The organism is Paenibacillus sp. FSL H8-0104, assembly GCF_038050215.1.
Classification (GTDB): domain Bacteria; phylum Bacillota; class Bacilli; order Paenibacillales; family Paenibacillaceae; genus Paenibacillus; species Paenibacillus amylolyticus.
In genome coordinates this window covers 5,117,527-5,140,911 of record NZ_JBBOTC010000001.1, presented here as the reverse complement: position 1 = coordinate 5,140,911, position 23,385 = coordinate 5,117,527, and the positions used below count along the sequence as shown (strand labels likewise).

At 45.3% G+C, this 23,385-nt stretch carries 24 protein-coding genes and 1 pseudogene; 18 read left to right on the top strand and 7 right to left on the bottom strand.

The features are described from left to right. Positions 1-46: 46 nt before the first annotated feature. The 6 genes from NST38_RS22725 to NST38_RS22700 all read left to right on the top strand — a co-directional run bounded on the left by NST38_RS22725 (position 47) and on the right by NST38_RS22700 (position 4,681). Positions 47-604 carry a GNAT family N-acetyltransferase gene (locus NST38_RS22725; protein ID WP_036617301.1) on the top strand — a complete coding sequence of 186 codons (558 nt, stop codon included), beginning with the start codon at positions 47-49 and terminating at the stop codon, positions 602-604. A gap of 109 nt (positions 605-713) precedes the next feature. Next, positions 714-1,469: an exodeoxyribonuclease III gene (locus NST38_RS22720; RefSeq protein ID WP_076252820.1), complete on the top strand. Its 756-nt coding sequence runs from the start codon at positions 714-716 to the stop codon at positions 1,467-1,469. 233 nt (positions 1,470-1,702) lie between these two features. Beyond that, positions 1,703-2,686 (top strand): alpha/beta hydrolase, encoded by a 984-nt coding sequence (locus tag NST38_RS22715; protein WP_076252819.1) that lies wholly within the window; start codon positions 1,703-1,705, stop codon positions 2,684-2,686. A gap of 47 nt (positions 2,687-2,733) precedes the next feature. After that, entirely contained in the window at positions 2,734-2,880 is a 147-nt protein-coding gene (locus NST38_RS22710; RefSeq protein WP_165790037.1) for a hypothetical protein, read from the top strand. A 32-nt stretch (positions 2,881-2,912) separates the two neighbouring features. Next, positions 2,913-3,491, top strand: coding sequence for a hypothetical protein (locus tag NST38_RS22705; protein WP_143781272.1), 579 nt, complete (start codon positions 2,913-2,915; stop codon positions 3,489-3,491). Between the two features lie 212 nt (positions 3,492-3,703). Then, entirely contained in the window at positions 3,704-4,681 is a 978-nt protein-coding gene (locus NST38_RS22700) for a diaminopimelate dehydrogenase (RefSeq protein WP_370511437.1), read from the top strand. A gap of 160 nt (positions 4,682-4,841) precedes the next feature. On the opposite strand, the gene NST38_RS22695 is transcribed toward NST38_RS22700, so the two are convergent. Together NST38_RS22695 and gdhA are read right to left on the bottom strand one after the other, a co-directional pair. Beyond that, positions 4,842-5,696 (bottom strand): pentapeptide repeat-containing protein, encoded by an 855-nt coding sequence (locus NST38_RS22695; protein WP_076252817.1) that lies wholly within the window; start codon positions 5,694-5,696, stop codon positions 4,842-4,844. A gap of 155 nt (positions 5,697-5,851) precedes the next feature. Further along, entirely contained in the window at positions 5,852-7,237 is a 1,386-nt protein-coding gene (gene gdhA, locus NST38_RS22690) for an NADP-specific glutamate dehydrogenase (RefSeq protein ID WP_179087907.1), read from the bottom strand. Positions 7,238-7,625: 388 nt separating this feature from the next. Between gdhA and NST38_RS22685 the strand changes: the two genes are divergently transcribed. The 5 genes from NST38_RS22685 (at position 7,626) to NST38_RS22665 (ending at position 12,097) form a co-directional block, all read left to right on the top strand. Next, positions 7,626-8,099 carry a GreA/GreB family elongation factor gene (locus NST38_RS22685; RefSeq protein WP_051447473.1) on the top strand — a complete coding sequence of 158 codons (474 nt, stop codon included), beginning with the start codon at positions 7,626-7,628 and terminating at the stop codon, positions 8,097-8,099. After that, the gene (locus tag NST38_RS22680) at positions 8,089-8,595 is read left to right on the top strand and encodes a cation:proton antiporter regulatory subunit (protein ID WP_036617317.1); all 507 of its coding nucleotides are present in this window, start codon (positions 8,089-8,091) and stop codon (positions 8,593-8,595) included. The genes NST38_RS22685 and NST38_RS22680 overlap by 11 nt, the downstream gene beginning before the upstream one ends. Positions 8,596-8,598: 3 nt before the next feature. Then, positions 8,599-9,804 carry a cation:proton antiporter gene (locus NST38_RS22675; RefSeq protein ID WP_017687037.1) on the top strand — a complete coding sequence of 402 codons (1,206 nt, stop codon included), beginning with the start codon at positions 8,599-8,601 and terminating at the stop codon, positions 9,802-9,804. A gap of 518 nt (positions 9,805-10,322) precedes the next feature. Further along, positions 10,323-11,039 (top strand): expansin EXLX1 family cellulose-binding protein, encoded by a 717-nt coding sequence (locus NST38_RS22670; protein WP_036668609.1) that lies wholly within the window; start codon positions 10,323-10,325, stop codon positions 11,037-11,039. A 110-nt stretch (positions 11,040-11,149) separates the two neighbouring features. After that, positions 11,150-12,097 carry an alpha/beta hydrolase gene (locus NST38_RS22665; protein WP_341344078.1) on the top strand — a complete coding sequence of 316 codons (948 nt, stop codon included), beginning with the start codon at positions 11,150-11,152 and terminating at the stop codon, positions 12,095-12,097. A 69-nt stretch (positions 12,098-12,166) separates the two neighbouring features. Here the strand turns inward: NST38_RS22665 and NST38_RS22660 are convergent, their stop codons facing one another. Further along, positions 12,167-13,045 carry a PhzF family phenazine biosynthesis protein gene (locus NST38_RS22660; RefSeq protein WP_341344077.1) on the bottom strand — a complete coding sequence of 293 codons (879 nt, stop codon included), beginning with the start codon at positions 13,043-13,045 and terminating at the stop codon, positions 12,167-12,169. Positions 13,046-13,241: 196 nt separating this feature from the next. Between NST38_RS22660 and NST38_RS22655 the strand changes: the two genes are divergently transcribed. Next, positions 13,242-14,168 carry an NADP-dependent oxidoreductase gene (locus tag NST38_RS22655; protein WP_341344271.1) on the top strand — a complete coding sequence of 309 codons (927 nt, stop codon included), beginning with the start codon at positions 13,242-13,244 and terminating at the stop codon, positions 14,166-14,168. Here the strand turns inward: NST38_RS22655 and NST38_RS22650 are convergent. Continuing rightward, positions 14,152-14,787, bottom strand: a complete 636-nt coding sequence (locus tag NST38_RS22650; protein WP_341344270.1) for a type 1 glutamine amidotransferase family protein — start codon at positions 14,785-14,787, stop codon at positions 14,152-14,154. The genes NST38_RS22655 and NST38_RS22650 overlap by 17 nt on opposite strands. Positions 14,788-14,987: 200 nt before the next feature. Here NST38_RS22650 and NST38_RS22645 point away from each other — a divergent pair, with 200 nt between their 5' ends. From NST38_RS22645 to NST38_RS22635, 3 genes and pseudogenes are all read left to right on the top strand, one after another. Then, a complete protein-coding gene (locus NST38_RS22645) occupies positions 14,988-15,725 on the top strand; it encodes a cyclase family protein (protein WP_341344076.1) in 738 nt (245 codons plus the stop codon). A gap of 248 nt (positions 15,726-15,973) precedes the next feature. After that, positions 15,974-16,188, top strand: a pseudogene (locus NST38_RS22640) (hypothetical protein). Between the two features lie 64 nt (positions 16,189-16,252). After that, entirely contained in the window at positions 16,253-16,711 is a 459-nt protein-coding gene (locus tag NST38_RS22635) for a GNAT family N-acetyltransferase (protein WP_076252813.1), read from the top strand. 265 nt (positions 16,712-16,976) lie between these two features. Here the strand turns inward: NST38_RS22635 and NST38_RS22630 are convergent, their stop codons facing one another. Next, complete coding sequence (locus NST38_RS22630; RefSeq protein WP_308599677.1) at positions 16,977-17,246, bottom strand: hypothetical protein; 270 nt, start codon at positions 17,244-17,246, stop codon at positions 16,977-16,979. 26 nt (positions 17,247-17,272) lie between these two features. Here NST38_RS22630 and NST38_RS22625 point away from each other — a divergent pair, with 26 nt between their 5' ends. The 3 genes from NST38_RS22625 to NST38_RS22615 all read left to right on the top strand — a co-directional run bounded on the left by NST38_RS22625 (position 17,273) and on the right by NST38_RS22615 (position 19,904). Beyond that, entirely contained in the window at positions 17,273-17,647 is a 375-nt protein-coding gene (locus NST38_RS22625) for a hypothetical protein (RefSeq protein ID WP_341344075.1), read from the top strand. A 547-nt stretch (positions 17,648-18,194) separates the two neighbouring features. Continuing rightward, on the top strand, positions 18,195-19,202 hold the full coding sequence (locus NST38_RS22620; protein WP_341344074.1) for an ROK family protein: 1,008 nt from the start codon (positions 18,195-18,197) through the stop codon (positions 19,200-19,202). 60 nt (positions 19,203-19,262) lie between these two features. Continuing rightward, positions 19,263-19,904: a sugar O-acetyltransferase gene (locus NST38_RS22615; RefSeq protein ID WP_341344073.1), complete on the top strand. Its 642-nt coding sequence runs from the start codon at positions 19,263-19,265 to the stop codon at positions 19,902-19,904. 60 nt (positions 19,905-19,964) lie between these two features. Here NST38_RS22615 and NST38_RS22610 read toward each other — a convergent pair whose 3' ends face one another. Then, complete coding sequence (locus tag NST38_RS22610) at positions 19,965-21,785, bottom strand: ABC transporter substrate-binding protein (protein ID WP_341344072.1); 1,821 nt, start codon at positions 21,783-21,785, stop codon at positions 19,965-19,967. 76 nt (positions 21,786-21,861) lie between these two features. Next, positions 21,862-23,373, bottom strand: a complete 1,512-nt coding sequence (locus NST38_RS22605; protein ID WP_341344071.1) for an ABC transporter permease — start codon at positions 23,371-23,373, stop codon at positions 21,862-21,864. Positions 23,374-23,385: the final 12 nt, after the last annotated feature.

The following is a 23,385-nucleotide window of genomic DNA, read 5'->3' as shown; positions in this document are numbered from 1 at the left end:
GTAGTAAAATGGACTTCTACAATGAATGTTGCAAAGGAGACCTCGCATGAGTGAGCAATTTAGGTTTGATCTATTTCCATTAATTCAGACAGAACGATTCATCCTCCGGTCAGCCGAGGCTGGAGACAGCCATGATCTGCTCGCGTTATATTCCGATGAAGCTGTGGTTCAATATATGCCATTCACTCCCTTTGAATCCGTGGAGGATGCACAGGGCGAGATGAATTGGTATACGAAGATTTTCAAGGAACACACGGGTTTACGCTGGATGATCGAAGACCGTGAAACTCGTAAAGTGATCGGAACCTGTGGGTTCCTGAACTATGAAGATGTACATAACCGTGCAGAGATTGGATACGATTTGCGTTCCTCTTTCTGGGGCCGCGGTGTTATGACTGAAGTGGCCCGTGCTGTGTTACATTTTGGATTCACATGCATGCAGCTCAACAAGATCGAAGCAAAGGTTGAACCGGAGAACGAGGCGTCAATTCAGCTGTTACATAAACTTGATTTTCAACAGGAAGGTGTACTGCGGCAGCATGAGTTTGAGAAAGGCAGATATATTGACCTTGCGGTGTTCTCTAAGTTACGAAGCGAAATATAGGCAAGCTAGCCCACAAGGATTCCAATGACTCCATCTCATTCCAGAGCCGTAAGGCTTGTCCCTCTGAATGAGCCCATGCTATATTGGAGAGATGTGAGGAGATGAGGATATGAAGCTGGTGTCCTGGAATGTGAATGGCTTAAGGGCATGTGTGACCAAAGGATTCATGGATTATTATCAAGAGACTCAGGCGGATATTTTCTGCCTTCAGGAGACCAAATTACAAGCCGGACAGATTGAGATGGACCTGGGGGAAGATGTTTATCAATATTGGAATTATGCAATCAAAAAAGGATATTCCGGTACGGCTGTATTTAGCCGAATCAAGCCTTTATCCGTTCGTTACGGGATGGAGGAGGACAGTGAGCCGGAAGGACGGATGATTACACTGGAGTATGATGAGTTTTATCTGGTGAACGTCTATACCCCTAATGCGAAGCGGGATCTGACCCGGCTGCCTTACCGTCTGGAATGGGAGGATCGATTCCGGGGCTACATTCTGCAATTGGAGCAGACTAAACCGGTTATCGTCTGTGGAGACCTGAATGTGGCTCATCAGGAGATTGACCTGAAGAATCCGAAGCCCAATCTGGGCAATTCCGGATTTACCCTTGAAGAGCGTGGCAAGATGACTGATTTGCTTGCTTCCGGGTATGTAGACAGCTTCCGCCATCTGTACCCGGATCGTACGGATGTATACAGCTGGTGGTCCTATATGCCGAAGGTTAGAGAACGGAACGTGGGCTGGCGCATTGATTATTTTCTCGTATCCAATCAATTGGCACCTAAGGTGGCAGATGCGCATATCGACTGCCATGTGATGGGCAGTGATCATTGCCCGGTGGGTCTTACTTTGCAACTATAGGTAAGGATCATCGTGAGATAGATTGAGGTAAGAGTTTTAGAATACAAGTATAGATGAACTGCAAGTTTCCTGAATGGGAGATTTGCAGTTTTTTTTGCGTCACAGGTAGGGGAGGAACACTGGACTTTGGTTGGGGAAAGAACTGGACTCGGGATTGTTTCAATCCCGCTATTTCTTGGGTACGATTGAAGCATACATATATAGATGAACCTTTGGGGTAAGGGGTAGAGAAGATGAAGAAGGGGTTACGGAGAGGGTTAAAAGTGCTGGGAGGCATCATGCTTGCCACAGGACTTTTGCTGCTGGCAGGTACAGCGTATGAAGCGTATCAATCCACGCAGGATATGAAGTCCTATCCCCCGCCAGGCAAGTATTATGAAGTGAGTGGTCGCAACATGCACCTCTACACCGCCGGCAAAGGAGAGGTAACCGTGGTGTTTGCCTCAGGCTGGGGTACACCCAATCCGTATGTGGATTTCAGTCCGCTATATGACAAGTTGAAATCACAGGTGAAAATTGCGGTATATGATCGGTTCGGGTACGGATACAGCGACTATACGGATGACCCTCGTGATGTTGATACCATCTCGGAAGAGATCCACCAATTGCTGCGCACATCCGGTCAACGTCCACCTTACATCATGGTTGGTCACTCCCTGGGGGCGCTGGAGACACTGCGGTTTGCGCAAAGGTATCCTGATGAGGTGGCCGGCATGGTCATGATCGATGGCGGAAGCCCGGAGTATTACAGTCGTACAGACTTGAATACACCGGAATGGATGATGGATGGGTCCCGTTTTCTGGTGAAAACAGGCATCGCACGAACATTGCTGCAATCGGATCGCATGATGGCATCTCTGGTCATTGACCCAAATCTGGTAACGGAACCGATGAAAAAAGCCGTTACGATATCCACGCTGAGACATGCGTACAATGACAATGTCATGGAAGAGGTTCGGAATTCCAGAACAAATGCAGCGTGTGTGCTTGAGAACAAAACGAAGTTTGGCTTCCCCCTGACGATCCTCACAGCCGGTTCGGAGGAGTCGGATGAGGACAGTCATGCATGGCAGGACGACCAAGCGAATTTTGCTTCATGGTCAAGACACGGAACACAGCTGACAGTTCCACAAGCGACACACAGTATCCACAACAGTCAACCGGATATTGTCGCCGCCGAGATCATGAAATTAGTGAAACCGTCCAGTGACCTATGAGTAACATGATTCCACAAATACATGATGAACAGGAGGAGGAGGGATGGATGAAAAAGTTTAAAGTAATCACCCGCTTCCTGTCCATTCTTGTAGTCAGTTGTCTATTGTCTCTAAGTGTATTATCTGTATCTGTGATATGGGTTAAGAATAACGTTCATGCGGTGCCTGTGATCCAGCCGTTTGAACGAGATTAGCACATAAAATGAAGAAGAAGGAGTGGTAACAGATGGTGAGTAGAAGGAAATATGTATTGGCCTGTGCCGCACTGGCGATGATGGTGGCCCTGAGTGCTTGCAGCAGCGCGGCAGATGAACAGAGTGATACTGAGAAGGTGGACACTGAAGTTTCCTCCGGAACTAATGAACAAGCGACTAATGAAGGTACAAGCGAAGCAACAACAAGTGCAGTGACCGAAACGGAGGGCACGACTGCACCAACCGACTCGGATTCAGATAGTGATGAAGAAGCGACTGCTGGAACCAATGAGTTGCCGGAGAACTTGCCAAGTGATTTCCCATTGCCGGAAGATGCTACGATTCGTTTAGCCAATTCTGGTGAGAATGAAGGCAAGCAATCGGCCATGGTGATTTTCTCCACTGAACAAGATATGAAAACCGTATCCCAGTTGTATAAAGATTACTTCAACGCCAAAAAGTTGACGGATGCAGGTCAGACGATCGATGACAAAAATATTATCATTCAGGGAACCGATCCGGAAACGCAGGATGTCTGGTCCTTGATTGGAGGAACATTGGCGGGACAGGAAGGCGTCATTGAACTGACGTTGACCTGGACAGAATCATAAGCAGAAGATAAGGGCTATTTTTCTTTCCTGCTTTTTTTCTTCCTAAAATAACGAATGAACGCCATAATACCTTGCATACGGAGCCGCATTATTGCTGCACCGCTGCAAGGTATTTTTATTTCGAACTGGAAACCTGACAGGTTACATGTTATGTTATATCATTATAAACAGAGTAATAGACAACTATAGAAGAAGACAGGAGAGGATTGAACATGATTAGAGTGGGTATTGTTGGTTACGGTAACTTGGGTAAAGGTGTAGAGAAAGCCATTTCCCAGAACGAGGATCTGGAACTGATTGCTGTGTTTACACGTCGTAATCCGGAGCAGATGGTCGCTGAAAGCACAGAAGTACGTTTTGAGCATATCTCTGCAGTGGAGCAATACATAGGCAAGGTTGATGTTATGATCCTCTGTGGTGGTTCTGCAACCGACCTTCCAGAGCAAACACCAGCCATCGCCAAGTTGTTCAATACGGTAGATAGCTTCGATACACATGCGAAGATTCCTGAATTCTACAAAGAAGTTAATGCTGCGGCAGAGCAAGGCGGTCACGTAAGTGTCATTTCCACAGGTTGGGACCCAGGCTTGTTCTCCATGAACCGTCTGCTTGCACAGTCCATCCTGCCAGAAGGAAAAGAGTACACGTTCTGGGGCAAAGGTGTGAGCCAAGGCCACTCGGATGCTATTCGTCGTGTTCCAGGCGTTAAGGCGGGTGTACAGTATACTGTACCTGTTGAAGAGGTAATCAACCGCATTCGTGCAGGGGAGACACCAGAGCTGTCTACACGTGAGAAACATCTGCGTCAATGTTATGTGGTAGCAGAAGATGGTGCTAATCAGGATGAGATCCGTGAGACGATTGTGTCGATGCCTAACTATTTTGCAGATTACGATACAACTGTAACGTTTATTAGCGAAGAAGAATTGAAATCCGAGCATGAAGGTATGCCGCATGGTGGATTTGTTATTCGCAGTGGGGTTACAGGGGCTGGTCAAAAGCAAATTATTGAATTTGGTCTGAAACTCGACAGCAATCCTGAATTTACAGCAAGCGTACTTGTAGCGTATGCAAGAGCCGCACAACGCTTGAGCGTGGAAGGACATAAGGGAGCGAAAACGGTATTTGATATTCCGCTCGGTCACTTGTCTCCAAAATCGGCTGAAGATCTCCGCCGCGACTTGTTATAATTCTGATTCGTTCCAGTGAGTTTATAACAAACAGCTCGTCCTTGGATGTATAGGACGAGCTGTTTTTTTTGCTGTTGCTGTATACGATTCATATATTCATATAAATTGGCAGGTACTATGCTGCCTGTATCCCTGCTCGTGCTCTTGCGGAAATGGCACCCTACACCCAGTGTGAGGGAATGTTAAGATGATCCGGCAACTTGGTATTCACATTACCTTTGGCTGCATTAATTTGGGATTGCGTCAGGAAGATGCCACCTCTCAGGTCTGCATCGCCCAGATCCGTATCCCGCAAGTCCGCGCCAATCCAATCCGCATTTCGTGTATCTGCATTTCGGAGATCGGCTGCGATCATTAAAGCCCCTCGGAAGCTTGCGCCCCGCAGGTCAGCCCCTTTTAAATTGGCACCAAAAAAGTCACTTCCGGTACGTTTTTTACTATTCTTCGACTTCCCTTGTCCATGAGCGGTGGGTGGCACATTCGCGCGTACCATCTCACTTGCCTGGACCAAGAGTTGATTCACACTGGACCGATAATTGGCGATGTCCAGACGGAGGAGTGCCGCAGGCTCCAGATTGCTCAAGCGCTCAATCTCCTCATATAACTCACCAAATGCCGAGTGAAGGGATGACGTCTCCGGTCTCATCATCATTTCCTTCATATAACTGAGCAACTCGTGAAGTTGTCGCAAAGCAGGCAGACAATCGAACATCTCGTTTGCAGACTCTGGATGATCACGCCAATCTTTGCCCGCGTAGGTCACTTGGGACAGCTTCTGTCCAGCTCCGAAACAGTCGTATACCGTGCAACCTTTGAACCCTTTCTGCCGAAGCTGGGTATGGATACCGCAGCGATTGTCCGTGCGCAGATTGGGACAGGGTGTGCCGCTGGCCTTGTCAAAAGCAAAGTCAGATGACTTGCCATAGGGCAAGGCAACACAGCACAGGCCAAAACATTGCTCACAGTCTGCGCTAAGATGAGGACTCGCAGTGCTGGCAAATGGTTGGTTAGACAATGTAAACACTTCCTTATAATAGTACAAATAGATGGAATTACGTCAGTACCACTTTACCATTGCATTGCGATTAGAGCAATTGAAGACAAGGAAAAAAGGGCAGTTACCCAAATGGATGGGAACGCCCTTTGATCGTGGAGAATCACGTATTTAAATTAAACTACACCTTGAGCAATCATGGAATCCGCTACCTTGAGGAAACCGGCGATATTCGCTCCGGCTACGAGGTTGCCTTCACAGCCATACTCTTCAGCAGCTTCTACACAGCTGGTGTAGATGTTCTTCATGATGTCATGCAGCTTGGCGTCTACTTCTTCAAATGACCAGGACAACCGCATGCTGTTCTGTGACATTTCAAGAGCAGACACGGCTACACCTCCGGCATTAGCCGCTTTGGCTGGACCGAACAGCACGCCTGCACCGTGGAAGACGTCAATGGCAGCCAGGGTGGAAGGCATATTCGCCCCTTCGCCAATGGCCTTCACGCCACCTTTGATTAGAAGGGCCGCAGCTTCTTCATCGATCTCATTTTGCGTTGCACATGGAAGAGCAATATCACAAGGGATAGACCAGATGCCTTCACAACCTTCGGTATATGTAGCATGCGGGTGTTCTTTGATGTATTCGCTGATGCGAAGACGATCAACCTCTTTCAGACGTTTCACGGTATCCAGGTTGATGCCTTGTGGATCGTGTATATAGCCACCTGAGTCACTACACGCCACAACTGTAGCTCCAAGCTCCTGTGCCTTCTGAATGGCATAGATGGACACATTACCAGAGCCAGAGACAACGACTGTGCTGTCTTGGAAGCTGAGCCCTTTGGATTGCAGCATCTCCTTCACGAAATACACACAGCCGAAGCCAGTCGCTTCCTTACGTGCCAAGCTTCCTCCGTACAGCAGTCCTTTACCTGTCAAAACGCCTGCCACATGTCCGCCATGGATACGTTTGTATTGGCCGAACATGTAACCGATTTCCCTTGCGCCTACACCAATGTCACCTGCCGGTACATCCGTATCGGAACCGATATATTTGTACAGCTCTGTCATGAAGCTTTGCGTGAAACGCATGACTTCCAGATCTGATTTTCCTTTGGGATCGAAGTCAGAACCACCTTTACCACCGCCAATGGGCAGACCGGTCAAAGCATTTTTGAAGATCTGTTCGAAGCCAAGGAACTTGATGATGCCCGAGTATACAGAAGGATGGAAGCGAAGTCCGCCTTTGTAAGGGCCAATGGCACTGTTGAATTGCACCCGGAATCCACGGTTAACCTGAACTTTGCCCTGATCATCCACCCATGGGACACGGAATGTGATTACACGTTCGGGTTCAACAAGCTGTTCCAACAGACTATGGTTCTTATACTTAGGGTGTGCTTCAATAACAGGAATAAGGGAATCCAGAATTTCTTTGACAGCCTGATGGAACTCGTCTTCGTGCGGATTTCTGGCAACAACCGACTCATAAACGGAATGAACATATTCTGCGGCAGTAACTTGAACGGACTCTTTAGTTTCTTTTGTTATCGTGGACACTTTTTCGATGCACTCCTTTATTGTGTTAAAGTCTGTAGAGGCTTATTTGCATAAATTGAATAAAAGTTTGTAGTTAAATATACAGGAAAGCAAATAAAAATACGAGATGAAAATTCATAAAATGTTTTTTATGCAGTAATTAAAATGTTCTATGGATCTACCATATGATGTGAAGAATTAAGTTATTAAATGGAAGATATGACCACAAATGATAATAAAAAAGCAAGTTAGACGAATATACTGGATTAAAATATTAGTTTTGGTAAGATGGTAAGAAGGTCTCGTATCCCGGGATCTTTTTAAAATATAAAGGAGGAAAACAAGATGATGAAGAGAAACATGCCAATCAACATGGAGAACAAGGCTTGTATAGGGGGTGAAATTTATTATGAACCATAGGACCTCCCGCCATAATTGCAGAGAGAAGCTGGTGAGCCAGCTATTTACATTCGGTGAAGAGAAAAGAACATTTCTCGACGCCTATTTCGACGCGCGTGATCCAGAGCGGATACAATTGGAAAAACAATTGTCTGCATATACAGAGTATGTGGAAAAACTGCTCCTGGGTCCTGATGAAGATCTGGACTCAGCTGTATTGATCGGCAGTCATATTGATTTTGAATATCTCGATTTTCATACGTCAGATTCTTTCATGATTGTCATGCCAGAGGATACTAATCCTGATGAGGGTCGTATTTCCTTCCTCTCTCCAGTAGGGAGTCAATTACTGCTTGGCAGTAAAGGGGAAGTTAAGTCCGTTCATACACCATCAGGTTCCATGAGAATCCGCATTACGGGGATCGAGCTGAAAAGCGAAACCTTGAACGAGCCGGCGCTAGGGGGTGCAGATCATGCACTTTAAAGAGACGGACTTACCAGGGATTGGACGTAAATACTGGCTGCATACCCGTAGTGGTGAGCATTTGGTCATAGTGATTCATAACGACGAGCGACGTGACCTGTTCCATATGGAGTCAGGAGATACACCTGAAGAGGTGGGTGATATGGTATCTCTTGTCACCCTGGACGATGATGAAGCCCGGGCGGTAGCCGCTATTGTTGGTGGTATGACCTATAAACCGAAGTTTCAGGATGAGCGTGAAGTGATGCTTGAAGGGCTGTTAATCGAATGGCTACGGATTGAGCCTCACGCCGCAAGCGTAGGCATGACGATTGGTGAACTGGATATCCGTCAGGCCACGGGCGCCGTAATTCTCGCTGTTGTGACCAAGGATAAGGAGAAGCATTTTAATCCAGGCCCGGATTATGCTTTTACCGCTGGAGCTACAATTGTAGTTGCCGGTGAACGGAATCAGATCAAACATCTCAAACAATTGTTAACTGATGGACGGACTTAGCCTATGGATATGCTCATATTCGAAGTGGGAATTGCCGTTGCGCTGATTACACTTACTGGGCTGATATCTTCACGATTACGATTTTCGGTCATTCCTTTCTATATCCTGATTGGTATGGCTGTTGGACCACATGCACCACAGATTGGCATAGTGGATTTACGTTTTATCGAAAGTTCGACCTTTATTGAATTTATGGGCAGGCTTGGCATTCTGTTTTTGTTATTTTATCTGGGTTTGGAGTTCTCGGTCTCCCGGTTATTAAAGTCTGGCAAAGCCATTCTGACCGGGGGCATGTTCTATGTGGGCCTGAATTTTGTCTCTGGATTGCTGTTGGGGTGGTTCATGGATCTGCCCCTTCAGGAGACACTTGTTGTCTGCGGGATCATGACCAGCTCTTCTACAGCCATTGTAGCTAAAGTGCTCGTTGATCTGAAACGCACGGCAAACCCTGAAACAGAGATTATTATGGGCATGATCATGTTCGATGACTTGTTCATCGCGATTCATATCTCTATCCTGACCGGGCTTGTGCTCAGCGGGGCAACTTCATTCCTAAGTGTTCTGTTAGTATCGCTGTCTGCCCTGCTGTTTATTGTGCTGTTCCTGATTATTGGCAGGAAAAGCATCAAATATATTGATAAGGCACTGAATATCAAGTCATCAGAGTTGTTTCTGCTTACCGTCATGACACTGCTCTTCCTGGTAGCCGGTTTCTCGGAGACGCTGCACGTAGCGGAAGCTATTGGAGCGTTGATGATGGGGCTTGTGTTGGGCGAATCAAGACATGTGAGTCGGATTGAACATCAGATCATGCCTTTCAAAGATTTTTTTGGTGCAATTTTCTTCTTCAGTTTTGGCCTGACCATCGAGCCGGCTTCACTTGGCGGAGCTGTTGGGATGACGATTATTGCCGTTATTCTGACGATTGCCAGTAACTATGGTGCAGGTATGATCGCTGGCAGACTGGCTGGAATGAGCCCTAAGGCCTCGTTGAATGTGGGCTTTACCCTGGTTTCCCGGGGCGAATTCTCCATTATCATGGCGAACATCGGCAAGGCCGGAGGGCTGATGGCATCCATCCAATCGTTTGCCGTGTTGTATGTGTTAATTCTGGCTGTGCTGGGGCCTATCCTGACCAAAGAATCTCCACGGATCTATGCTCAGTATGCGCGGCTAAGGAAGCGGATGAAACGAAGGGAAACAGGATGAGCCGATGCGGTTGTCGCTGGACAGCCAGGGAATTTTAACCGTAATGCTTAATAAGCGTCACACTGTTTGGAGAGAGAAATCACTCCGGGGTGTGGCGTTTTTTTATTATTGGGAATCGTCCCAATGTCGGCTTGTAATTATGCTCATTCCACCAAATTATGGTATGTATCCATATCTTGTGCGTGGTCGTGAATGTTCAAGTCCACGGGCAGGACTAAAGATGTGATTTAGTTGAGAGGGATTGAAAATAAGAAGTTATTATGTAAAATAATGTTATATTCAAATCTAGCAGTTGAATGGATCATTTACACCAGAACGTAGAGGACAGAAGAAACCTGAAGAAGCGGAGCGTTCGCCTTTATCAACAGATTTTCACCTTTGTAAAATTGAATCAAAAAATCTGGGGATAACAGTGATCGGAAGGTTATTCTGTCATCGGAGTGGCAAGTGTAAATATTCTTTAGTTCAACTTATGTTTCAATGTAACAGAAGGTAGAACGAACGAGGAGGAATAGCTCATGAACAAGAAAAGTAGATTTCAACGGTTAAAATGGGCCGGTACAGGGATGTTGCTCAGTCTCGTATTATTTGCTCTGCCTGCATCTGCTGCATGGAACGATACATATCAGGGTTACGCGACGTATACAGGCTCAGGTTACTCGGGAGGTGCGGTGTTGCTTGATCCCATCCCGGCGGACATGAAGATTACTGCACTTAATCCGTTCCAACTCAATTATAACGGTGTCAAAGCCGCTTTAGCGGGAGCCTATCTCGAGGTGCAGGGTCCTAAAGGCAAAACAACAGTCTATGTAACAGACCTCTATCCAGAGGGTGCCAGCGGAGCGCTGGATCTCTCACCGAATGCTTTTAACCTGATCGGTGACCCAAAGGCAGGCAAAATCGATATCAGCTGGAAAGTGGTCAAAGCTCCAATTCAAGGCAACGTCTCTTATCGGATCAAGGAAGGCAGCAGTCAGTGGTGGGCAGCCATTCAGGTTCGTAATCACAAATATCCGGTGCTGAAGTTCGAGGTGAAACAGAAGGATGGTACGTGGCTCAATCTTGAAAAGCAAGACTATAATCATTTCCTCGGAACCGGACTGGGCAAAGAAAAATTAAACGTTCGTATTACCGATATTCGCGGTCAGGTATTAAATGACACGATCCCAGCTCTGCCTAATGATGGGTCAGGTGGTGCATATATCGTACCGGGCAATGTACAGTTTCCCGATTGACAGATATACGAAGGTGTTATAAAAAGAAGTATGGTCATAGACGTATTCTTAACGAAAAGTCGTACACTGTACGGCTTTTTTTTGTATACAAAAAGAGGAGAATGTAACGTATGAAAAAAAGTTTGCCTTCATATCAGACAACACATCCCTATTGGAAACAGTATCAGGGCTTTTTCCCGGAAGAAGTGAGGTTAGGGGAGCATACAGCTCCTGAGGAAGAATGGTGGGAGTCAAATGGGGTTCATCTGCATATCGATCGTTTACCTGCCCCGGAATCTTCAATCAAAATTCTGTTCATTCATGGTGCGGGAGGCAATGGCAGGTTGCTCGCTCCGTATGCCCGCATGTTGCAGCGACATGGATACGAGGTGGTATCGCCAGATCTTCCGCCATATGGGTTAAGTTACGCAATGTCTGGTACACGTATTAACTACGAACTATGGATAGAGCTACTTGTGTCACTCATCGAAAGGGAATACAAGAATGACGGCAAGACAATCGTTGTATTGGGAAGTAGCATCGGAGGGATGCTTGCCTATCACACCAGTGCACGCAGCAAGCGTGTTAAGGGTTTGATCGCAACTACATTTGTAGACACGAGTAATCCGAAAATGCGAGACCAGCTTGCACCGAATCGTCTGGTAAGCCGGGCGGGAAAACGGATGATGGATCTGTTCCCTGGTCTGCTGGATCATGTACGTATTTCGGTCAAACAGGTATCCCGAATGCAACTGATTACTAATAACAAGGACTTAACCCGGCTTATTATGGATGATCCACAAGCGGCAGCTACACGTATTCCGTTGGAATTATTAAGAACATTTCTTAATAAAAAACCGGAGGTAAGCCCGGAACAGTTCAGCCAGTGTCCGGTCCTGTTGGTTCACCCTGAACTGGACCCCATGACACCGATCAGGTTCAGCCAATCTTTTTTTGATCGTCTGGTGGTGGAGAAGGAATGTGTGATCTTGGAAGGGGCAGGTCATTTTCCTATAGAGCAACCAGGGCTGAACCAGTTGGAGGTAGCTGTACTACGATTTTTACAACAAATTCAATGATGAACACAGGCTACTACACTGCTTCGCATAAGATAGTTTACATATCCTAAGTACGTAAAACACCTCCCACTAAGGGAGGTGTATTTGAATGTTTTTGATATGAATTGCACTACCGCCAACCTGAATCTGTGTGATTTCATTAGAGCTGTCCAGTGTTAATCTGGCTCGGATCTCAGAGGGGCGGTTCATGGTATACCCTTGTCTGATCGTGTACGTGTGAAGATGAGGATCTGTAAGCTGGTTGTATTGGGATAAATAACAGAGCATGGCACCATTGGATGTGCCTGTCGCGCTCTCTTCCGGTATATCATAAAGCGGTGCAAAATTACGGCATTCTGCCAGAACGTCCTCAGCATCTGATTCGAGTGTAAACACATGATAACCTACGGCATGATGAGCCTTGCATATTTCAGTGATACGCTGGAAGTCAGGGTCGATTTTGGTCAGAACATTAACATCTCTAACAGCTATCAGGATATCGGGTAGCCCGGTAGATACGATCTGTACAGGTAGTTCGGCGTTCAAATCCTCCATAGAAATACGTAACGAATCGGCAATCTGCTGTCGATCCACGATCTCCCCAAACTCCGGTAACGTCTGAGACAGATAGACTTCTCCATTGACTTCGATATCAACTTTAAGAATTCCGGCCAGTGTCTCCAGTGTATATGTACCAACATTAACGAGATGTTGTGTCTTCATTAGATAAAATAAAGCAATTGTGGCATGTCCACATAGATCGACTTCATCACTTGGGGTGAAATAACGTACTTTGAAATCAGCCTGATCCGACGGCATGACAAACGCAGTCTCTGAAAAACCGACTTGTCTGGCAATCTCCTGCATCTGGGTTTCAGACAAATGCGCTGCTTGTAAAACAACACCTGCGGGGTTTCCGCCATGAGCCTTGTCCGAAAATGAATGTAATGTACTTACTTCTACTTCCATCGTGTTACCTCGCTTGTTCAGTTATTGGGTTAAGATTTAACGTAATCGATAATGGACATTATATCACGATTGTTGAACGGGCTTGTGAATCCCAGATTGCTGTGAATTTTGAATGAATAGGTCAAGTGATCGCCGGGAAAGGGTAATGAAGGGAGAGAGAGTATAACAATAATCAATGGAAAGGCTGGGATTTCTAATGAAAGCAATTGTGATTGAGGAATTTGGTGGAGCGGAACAATTGAAGGAACAAGAAGTAGCCAAGCCAACATGTGGAGTGAATCAGGTATTAATTCGAACACATGCCACGTCGGTGAATCCGGTAGACTTCAAAATCAGACAAGGTTATATGAAAGAAGTAGCGGAGAATTTTCCGTTGATTCTGGGCGGCGATGTTGCCGGTATTGTGGCTGAAGCAGGCTCAAATGTCACGAGGTTCAGAGAAGGTGATCGGGTATTTGCACGTCCGCGTCAATTCGGGACCTATGCAGAATATGTTGCTGTTGATGCAGACATTATTGCCCGTATACCGGAGAACTTGAGCTTTGAGGAAGCGGCAGCGATCCCGCTGGCTGCGATGACGGCATGGCAGGCACTTGTGGATCACGGACGTTTAGGCAAAGGTCAGAAGGTACTCATTCATGCTGGTGCAGGTGGTGTGGGAACGTATGCCATTCAGATCGCCAAGTCCCTCGGCGCTGAAGTGGCTTCCACGGCAAGTGAATCAAACGAAGCGTTGCTTCGTTCGTTGGGTGTGGATCATTTTATCAACTATAAAAAAGAAGATTTCTCGGAGATTCTCTCCGGTTATGATGTTGTGCTGGACACCATGGGCGGTGATATTCAGCGCGATAGCTTCAAGGTGTTAAAGTCTGGCGGGCATTTGGTATCCTTGGTGGAACAACCGGATGAGAAGCTTGCCAAGGAAGCCGGAGTAACGGCCAACGTCTTCATGATGGAGCCCAAAGGGGATCAACTGGATCAGCTGGCTGAACTGGCTGCGGAAGGCAAGCTCAAATCGATTATTGATGGAACGTACCCGCTAACTCAACAGGGAGTAAGGGAAGCACATGAGAAGAGTGAAACCCATCATACCCGCGGGAAACTGGTTATTCAGGTGCAATAGAATTCATTAACTCGTAGAAGTATTTGGACTCATGAGTCTGATATAGTTTGTACCAGGCCTGTAAGGTTTCTGGTGTATAGACATTCAACAGCTTCAACACATGCATTGTAAATTCTAACGGAGCTATTCCAGATGCAGTAACTAGATTTCCATCGGTTACTGCAGGCTCCGTTACATAATAGGTTTCTCCAGTATAATCTGGGCATATCATCTTCAGGTATTCTAAATCATTGCTTGTATGTTGTCTGGAATCCAGTATCCCTATTTTTGCAAGTGCAACTGTCGCACCGCAAATTGCCGCAATAACTGTCCCCTCTTCTATAGAGGCAGCAACTTTTTTCAATAGGGGATCATGGATGGTGTCCATCCAGGTGTTTCCTCCTGGAAGAATGATGAGGTCGTCACCTTTCAATGTACATTCATCAATAGAAATATGAGGAAGGATGTTCAATCCTCCCATGGTAGTTACCGGATGTTTATCCACGCCTACGGTCACGACCTGTAAAGGCTTAATCTCTTTCCTGAAATACCTTCCCGAGTTCAATTCAGCAGTTAGATATCCTACCTCCCAATCTGCCATCGTATCAAATACATATAGATATACGTTCTTCGTTTGCATCATACATGCTCCTTTTGTTTTCATGATTGAATGGATTACTCTTGTATTATAAATTAACTTCACTGACATCTACGGTCAGTGAAGTTTTTAAATTTGAAAATTAACAGCCCCAAGAACCAATATAGGGACTGCTCCCCAATTGTAGTGGAATAAGATATAATAGGAGAAATTTATTCCATTTTGTGCATGAGGTGATTAGGATGTCCAACGAACTCATTCAAGCCATTCAATTGTTAAAAGAAAAGAAATGGGTGGATCTGACCCATACGTTTGGTCCAGGCTCTCCACATTTTTCAGCTTTTGAGGCAGCACAATTCGATACACTGTTTGATCACGATCAAGGTTTCTTTGCCCAGAGCTTCAAGTTCCCAGGTCAATACGGGACACATCTTGATGCGCCGATCCACTTCGTTCGGGATACCCGGTATCTGGATGAACTAGGTTTGAAGGAGCTTGTGCTCCCGCTTGTGGTCATTGACCAGTCTGCCGAAGTAGAGAACAATCCGGATTTCACACTGGATGTGGAGCATATTCTTGAATTTGAAAGACAGCATGGCTTGATTGAAGCTGGAAGCTTTGTAGCCTTACGTACCGATTGGAGCAAACGCTGGCCTAACCATGAAACATTTGATAACAAGGATGATAAGGGCAACAGTCATGCACCCGGATGGTCGGTTAGTGCGCTCATGTTTTTATTTGAGGAAAGAAAGGTACAAGCCATTGGGCATGAAACCTTTGACACGGATTCAGCGGTGGATTATCAGAAGAATGGAGCACTTCTGGCAGAATATTATGTACTTGACCAGGATACATATCAGGTCGAGCTGTTAACAAACCTGGATCAGGTGCCGGCCAAGGGCGCTGTTATTTTCAATATTGTACCCAAAGCGGAGAAAGCTTCTGGTTTTCCAGTTCGATCCTTTGCCATTCTGCCGTAATACGGGGTAGATCAAAAGCTGAAATAGTTAAATCAGGCACAGAACTCAGAATGATACTCAAGCAGACAGCCGGCTAAATAGTCGGCTGTTTTTCAGCTAAGGGGCAGAATAGTTGAAAAAGGTATTTTAATTTAAACCTCGAATATTTAATGTAATCGTATAGCTAAAAATTTGATGATAGACAGGAGTTAGATACGATGATATAAGGTTTCGGAGGAGTATTTTGGAGAACTAAGAATCTTGAAGTTATAAAAAAGGTACAGTCTTTATCGAGAATGACAGTTATTTTCCAACAGAACAACAAGTGATGTTAAATTTCCAAGTACATAATCTAAACGAGACTATGAAGCATCTTGAACAGATTACTGTACTTCTTGCAAAGAAAAAAGAGATTAGTGAATTTGGAAAGTTTATTTTGAATGAAGTTCCTGAAGGTCGACTGGTCGAGCTTTGGGAGAAATAACGGCATTAATTTTAAGATTAGAACAGGTATTCCATAATTTATATTATATATAAGGGGTAAGTGTATGCAGATTAGAGCTTTTCAAGAGTCCGATAAAGATTTCATTGTAAGTCTGGCTTTACGATTTATGGACTTTGAGCTGATGAGCTGGCGTGATCCAGACAAAATGGAAGAATCACAGCTCAGCCTAGCCCAAGAATCAGTAGACAATCTTTCTCCTGGTACGGAGATTTTTGTGGCGGAAGATGAAACAGGAGAGCTACTGGGTTTCCTTGAAGTACAGCCGCATAAAGATAAATTGAACGATATAGAACAAGGCTATATTGTGGCGATTGCGGTTTCTCCACAAGGAGAAGGAAAAGGGGTCGGCAAGGGACTCATGACCAAAGCAGAAGAGTGGTCAAAGCAAAAAGGCTATCGACAGCTTATACTGAATGTCTTTAACAATAACCTTCGTGCCGTAAATTTCTATAAGCATTTAAATTATGAAATTGAAGTTGTGAAGATGGTAAAAGAGCTATAGAGACCCTTACTTATAAGCTAACGGGAAACGTTAGTTCATAAAGCACGGGGCAGACTGCAGGATGGCAGGCTGCTCTTTTTTCATTTAGCTAACTGGCAAGAGGCAAGTAAGCTTATGAGGAACCAAGTTCAGCTAGGATTTGATTTATTTAGAAGCATAAATGTGTGCTTTGGCAAACTTATGGGTTAAGTCACAACTAATGAATTCTAAATAATTCACTTATGTAAATAGCAAGGGAGGCGTATTCCGCCTCCTTTTTATGTTGTTACTTTTGATCCGAGTGAGGATCTTGATTAAATCTTTGAGAGATTTTTTTCTCTGTTTTCTTACGCCGTATCCAGCGCTTGAGTAAGCCTTCTTCTTTGCGTTCTTGCAGTGTTTCCTTCAAACCTTGGATCATAAATTCCGATCTTCGTCTGTCATCCCGACTAATCTCGCGTAATTCCTTAATAAATTTGTCGTCCATATCTGCCTCTCGCTTATTCAGGATAATCTCATTATACCGAACGTACGTTCTTTTATCAAGTTTTTCCATTACGAATGATTTTCGAGATCAATACAGTGAAAAGAAGCACAGGAACAATACGCGGCATGTGTGAGAATGGTACTAGAGGGTTTGAGCATAATCCTCTTGCCAGTTTTTTGTTCCCGGGGATCATCCTATTGCTAGTTCTTGGCGTGATGCCTACAATGATTGCTATTTCGCTCATCTGCTACATTCATTGGGGGCTGGGTGAGAGACTGAATCTCTATCCTGACCGCTATTGGGCTTGGACTTTTTCGTTGTATACGGGGTTTGCTCTCATCATCTGGATTATGGCGCAGGTGTACTGGATTCAGGATGTCTCTATCATTCACTTGGTCTATTTTGCATGGGGAGTGGGTATCCAAGTTGTGAGCTTATTGCCCGGGGTACAGCGAATATATTCAAAATAAACTGCTTGTATATTGAACAAACGGCTGCCGAAAGAATCGTTGAATGATTCTTTCGACAGTTATTTTTTATGGGCATCGAGATAATACGCGTTGTTGTAGTCATGTTGTCCACATGTTCCTTGGACTGAAAAGGGCTCGGATAAATCTAAATCATATTGACAAAGAACTATTATCCTCGCATACTTACGTAATATACTTTATAAAGTTTGTTTATTAACTAGAGAAATAGTCACATGTGGTAAGTATCGCAAAATCATAATCCACATGAAACGGGGAGGTAAGTATGGATGGTCTACGTTATTATGGCAGTTATAATATGGGCAGGTACCTATGCAAGTATGGTCTTGTCAAAGCAACCGATTGAAGTGAAGCCTGTGAAATCGATAGATGATTTGTTTGAGTGAACAAAGTAGCTCGGCCGATTTCGATCCTTTTCCAGCACGATGGAACTCATGTGTTCGAGTAAGGCATTATGTTATGATATGGTGTGAATGACATCCATACCATTGCTTTGGCTCAATTGAACCAGAGTAGAAACGAGAGGGTTATGAAAAAAGCCAACGCTACAATGATGAAATACATCAATTTGAATAATGTGCGTGAAGTCATGCAGCAGATTGAGACGGCGACCAAACCGCAATTAGCTTTATTAACCAATCTTAGTGTTGTTACCATTAATGCGCTGATTCAGGAATTATGTGATGGCGGAGAGTTGTTCCAGGATAAAGTGGTTCCCTCTAACGGCGGTCGTCCTGCTCAGGCATATCGATATAATTATAACTTCAAGCTTGCTTTGGTTCTTTACATCAAAGAGATGAAAGGCCAGGAGTTGATTTCGGCAACGGTCATGAATCTGGAGAATAAGGTTGTGTTGAAGGAAGAGCGCATCTTGCCTGCTTTTGATAAACAGCATATGCTGCAACTTATCGCGCGTTTCATTAAGGAATATCCCTCCATTGATATGATCGGCATCGGTATTCCGGGGCAAGCCGTGGATGGGGACATCACGGTGAGCAGTCATGAAGAGCTTATCCATTCACATCTGATACGGGAGATCGAGAGTGAGTTCCAACTAAAAGTTCTCGTGGAGAATGATGTGAATGCAGCGATTAGCGGATACTGTACACAGCATGCGGATATGAAGGAACAGAGTGTAGCAGGAATTTATTTTCCGAACCGATACCCGCCGGGTATGGGCATGATGTTGAATGGACAGATGATCCGTGGGAAAAACGGGATGTTTGGTGAGATCAAGTATCTTCCTTATTCACCTGATTGGCACCGTGACATGAGCAAAGATGATTTTGTAGTGAACGTATGTCACATCCTGCAAACGATTAATGCCGTCGTTGCCCCGCACCAGATTGTCATTTATCAGGAAAGGGTGGAGAGAGAAGAGCTGGATTTGGCGTGGAAACAATACGGGAAGGATCACCCCATGCCGTCGTTGCCCGAGATTGTACATCAGGATTCGTTCCAACATGATTTTGATGCTGGGTTACGAGGAATGGTGCTTCAGGCGTTGAAGTCAGGCATTCTATCAGAAGCCTTATAACCCACAGTTCATGTCTGTGGCTTTTATTTTATAAGCTACTCTTGTAGAGGAGGATTCGTGATGCGTGAAGAAGAGAGAATCATGAAGGGCATGTTGTTTAGTCCAAGTGATCCCGAATTAAAGATCATCAAAAGGCGAGCCCATAATCTCAGTCAGCGTTACAGTCAGACCTTTGAAGAACAGACTGAGGAAAGGAATCAGATATTACAACAGTTACTGGGGCAGATCGGTGAAGGTGGATTCATGCAAGGTCCCATCTTTTTTCATTATGGTGTGCATACCCGGATAGGCGAGCATTTCTTCGGTAATTACAATCTGACGATACAAGATGACGCGCAAGTGACGATCGGGGACTATACCAGTTTTGGACCCAACGTTACGATTGTTACCCCCATTCATCCCATGATTGCCAGCGAGCGGAGACAGATGGTGGACCAGAACGGTGATGTGAAGTCGCTATGTTATGCCAAACCGGTCACGATTGGTAACGATGTATGGATCTCGGCAAACGTCACAGTGTGCGGAGGCGTAACGATTGGAGACGGCTGTGTAATCGGAGCAGGTAGTGTGGTGACTCGTGATATTCCACCGCATTCTTTTGCAGCAGGCGTACCGTGCAAAGTTATTCGCAAAATTACTGATGCGGACAGCATGCGAAACTATCCCGATGTTCTGGCAGATTGCCGTGTGCTGGAAGAATAAAAAAGGCTGCCATCAGGATCAAATAGATGATCCTGGTGACAACCTTTTTTTGTTATGCGTTTACTTGGAGGCGTTGTAGTTACTCAAGAATTCTTTTACTTTTGCAGGATCAGCTTTCAATTCATTCCCGGTCTGAACGAGCGGGCTTACTGTAGAGTATGCTTTGAGTTTGTTGTTCTTGTAGAAGCTCAAAATCTCATCCTGATTAATGGAGTACAGCACGGCTTTTCTCAGGTCACTGCTCTTGGCAACTTCACGATTGGCCGTATTAAACAACAGATAGGAGACAGCGTTACTTGGCAGACTTTGCAGTTTCAGTTTGCTGTCATTTTCGATGATGTCATACTTGGTTTCAGGTACACCGTAGTATAAGTGAATTTCACTGCTGCGAAGAGCAGAGAGGGCGCTGTCTGCATCCGCGATGAATCGGACGTTAACCTGAGCAATTTTTGGCTCATCTTTCGTGCCTTTACGGTAGGCCGGATTTTTTAAGAATACACCTTCATAGTCATTTTTATAAGACAAAATATAAGGTCCGCTAGTATAAAGGGTGTTATTGTATGCTGCGCCTTCAGTCACCGTGTTCTGATCACCGTAAGGAATATCTTTGTTGACGTCAAATGAAGCTACATCATATGTGTTGATGCTCTCCACCTGTTTTTTGGACACGATACCCGCAGATTGGTGAGCCAGGTAGTTCAGTACTTGCGGGAAAGGTTCAGTTGTTGTCAGTTTAACGACCTGATATTTACCTGCGCTATTATCTGCTTTGGTTTTGTCCGTCACGAGTTCTGTAATTTTGTTGCCCAATCCTTGTTCCAATGCTTCGAGGATTGTGCCGTTACCGCTGGATTGTTTGATGGATTGTAATGCACTCAGATCCGTTACAACCTCAGCTTCTTTGATGTGTTCATGCAGACTGTACGTCCGGTGATCCGGAACGGAATCTTTATTTTTAGCACGATCCAGGGAGAAGATCACATCATCTGCACCGACACGTTCTCCTGTATCTACAGCTTTTTTGTTATCAATCTTCGCAAAGTTGATATCGTCTCTGAGAATGAAGTAGTAGTCCGAATTACCTTCAGCAATACTGAAGTTATGGGACAGTGATCCATCTGCTGTCAGCTGATCGTCATCTGTCAAGTTAACGAGACGTACATACATATTGGTGTTCAACTGGTTGATGGAACCGTCGTTTCCTTTGATCGGATCAAGGGAAGTCAGTACGGATGCACTTTGCGTCAGAATCAACGGATCTTTGGCATTTTTGGAGCTGTCCTTGAACTCAATCGGTTCCCAAGCCATGGCGCGGGATTTGGAGAGACGAACGGTGTCGACATTCAGAATGTCTTTGTTCACAGCCTGACTTTTCAGGGAAATGTACAAAGGAGCGATATACGCTTGATCTGTTACCAAGCGATCTTCCAATTGTTTGTACGTGTCTTTGTACTCATCTGGAGTTTGAGTAGCTGCCTGATCGATGAGTTTATCAAGTTCCCCATCCGCAAGGATACTGTAATCTCCACCTGTTTTGAAAAGGGAACGCACCGCATAATCGGGATTTCCCGTTACCGTTGTCCAGCTGGACAAGGCAATGTCATAATTCCCTGCATCCTGCTGGGATTTGAAGCTACCGTAATCCGGCTGCAGGTTCAGCTTCACATTGAAGCCGTTTTTAGTCAGTTGGTCGCGGACAATGTTTACATCATTTTCGGAAGAACTCATGGCGAGCAGTTCAATGTCTGCCGGTTTTTGTGCAGTTTCTGTTGCGTCCGCTGGTGCGGTCTCCGCCTGGGATTCAGTTTTCGTTTTTACACTGCAGCCGGAAATCACAATGACGAGAATTAATAGTAATGAGATCAGTGTACGTTTTTTCATGGGATTACCCTCCATATCTTGAATGTGTGATGTGTGATTTCTTTTTTCTATATCATTCATTTCAACGACGAATCAGTTATGCCTTTTCCAGCTTGGGATCAAGCGCATCACGCAGACCGTCACCGAGAAAGTTAAACGAAAGAACCAGCAGAATAATAGCCAAGCCTGGATAAATCGCCAGATAAGAGTGGGTCTCCAGGTATGTACTGCCGAGCTTCAGAATGTTACCCCATTCCGGAATATGCGGCTCCACGCCGAGTCCCAGATAACTCAAACTGCTGGTAGCGATAACCGCTCCACCAATCGTGAGTGTGGACTTGATAATCATGGGCGCAAGGGAGTTGGGAATAATGTGTTTGAAAATAATCGTACGATTGTTGTACCCCAGTGCACGTGCAGCTTCCACAAATTCAAAAGTAGATACATAGAGCACACTGGCTCTCATGGTACGGGCGTAAGTTGGGATCGAACCCAGACTCAGCGCCAGAATGAGATTGATCGTATTGGCTCCAAACGCTGCAATAATGGCAATGGCAAGCAGAATTCCCGGAATCGCATAGAGAATATCGAGCAGCCGCATAATGATGTTATCCGTATGCCTTCCGTAGAAGCCGGAGAATGCTCCGAGGACTCCACCGATCAACACAGGAATGATGGTCGACATGCAACCTACGATCAAGGAGATCCGGGCACCAAATACAATCCGGGAAAATAAACATCGTCCGAAGTCGTCCGTTCCCAAGGGATACGCAAGGGAAGGGGGTTGAAGCAGAGCGGAGTAGTTGTTTTCCACAGCCATGCTGTAATCAAAAGTAAAGAAGCTGCAAATCGATATCGAGAACAGAAAAATGATAAAAAACAAACCGGACATGGCAGTCATATTCGGAGCAAGTCGCTCCCACAGATCATTCCAGAAGTTTGATTTTTGTTTCCCCTGTGTGCGAATGCGCCCAATAATGGAAATGCCGAGCAATAGGGCAAATACATTACCTGTGATTGAGGTCAGAATCAGTACTACACTGACACCGATCATCCAGCGAGGGAGGATAGAGGTCGCGTTATATCGGGATACGATAATCAGTACGACCAGGTCGATGACCAGAATAAATATGAGCACCGCCATAGCTGGCAGAAAGTTGTCAGCCACATAGGGTTTGAAAACATTTAACGCAGATACACCGATGACGAACAGCTGGGTTAACAGCATATATACCGCAAAGGTGTACTCCACATTCCTGGCTTTTCGAATCAGATGAAAGGCTGCCGTTACGATAAATATGTTGCCAGAAATGATGGCAAGTAGCTGAACCCAGGCTAACCTGCGGGTCAAAGTAGAGATCGTACCTGTACGGATCAAGTCTTTTCGAATCCGAAGGGTGATGACACTTTGGACCAGTGTGAAGAATACATAGATCCCAAGTATCGTTAGCAGAAATGGTTTGAACGTCTGCCCGCTCCAGTCATAACTGTTGAACAGCAACAAGGCAGTCAAGAGAAGGGACGTGATCCAGGCGAAGCTTGCCTGACTGTATTCTCGAGAAGACTTAAGCCGGAAACGCATTTCTTGTGTTAAGGACGAGTTTGTCATAATACACCTGCT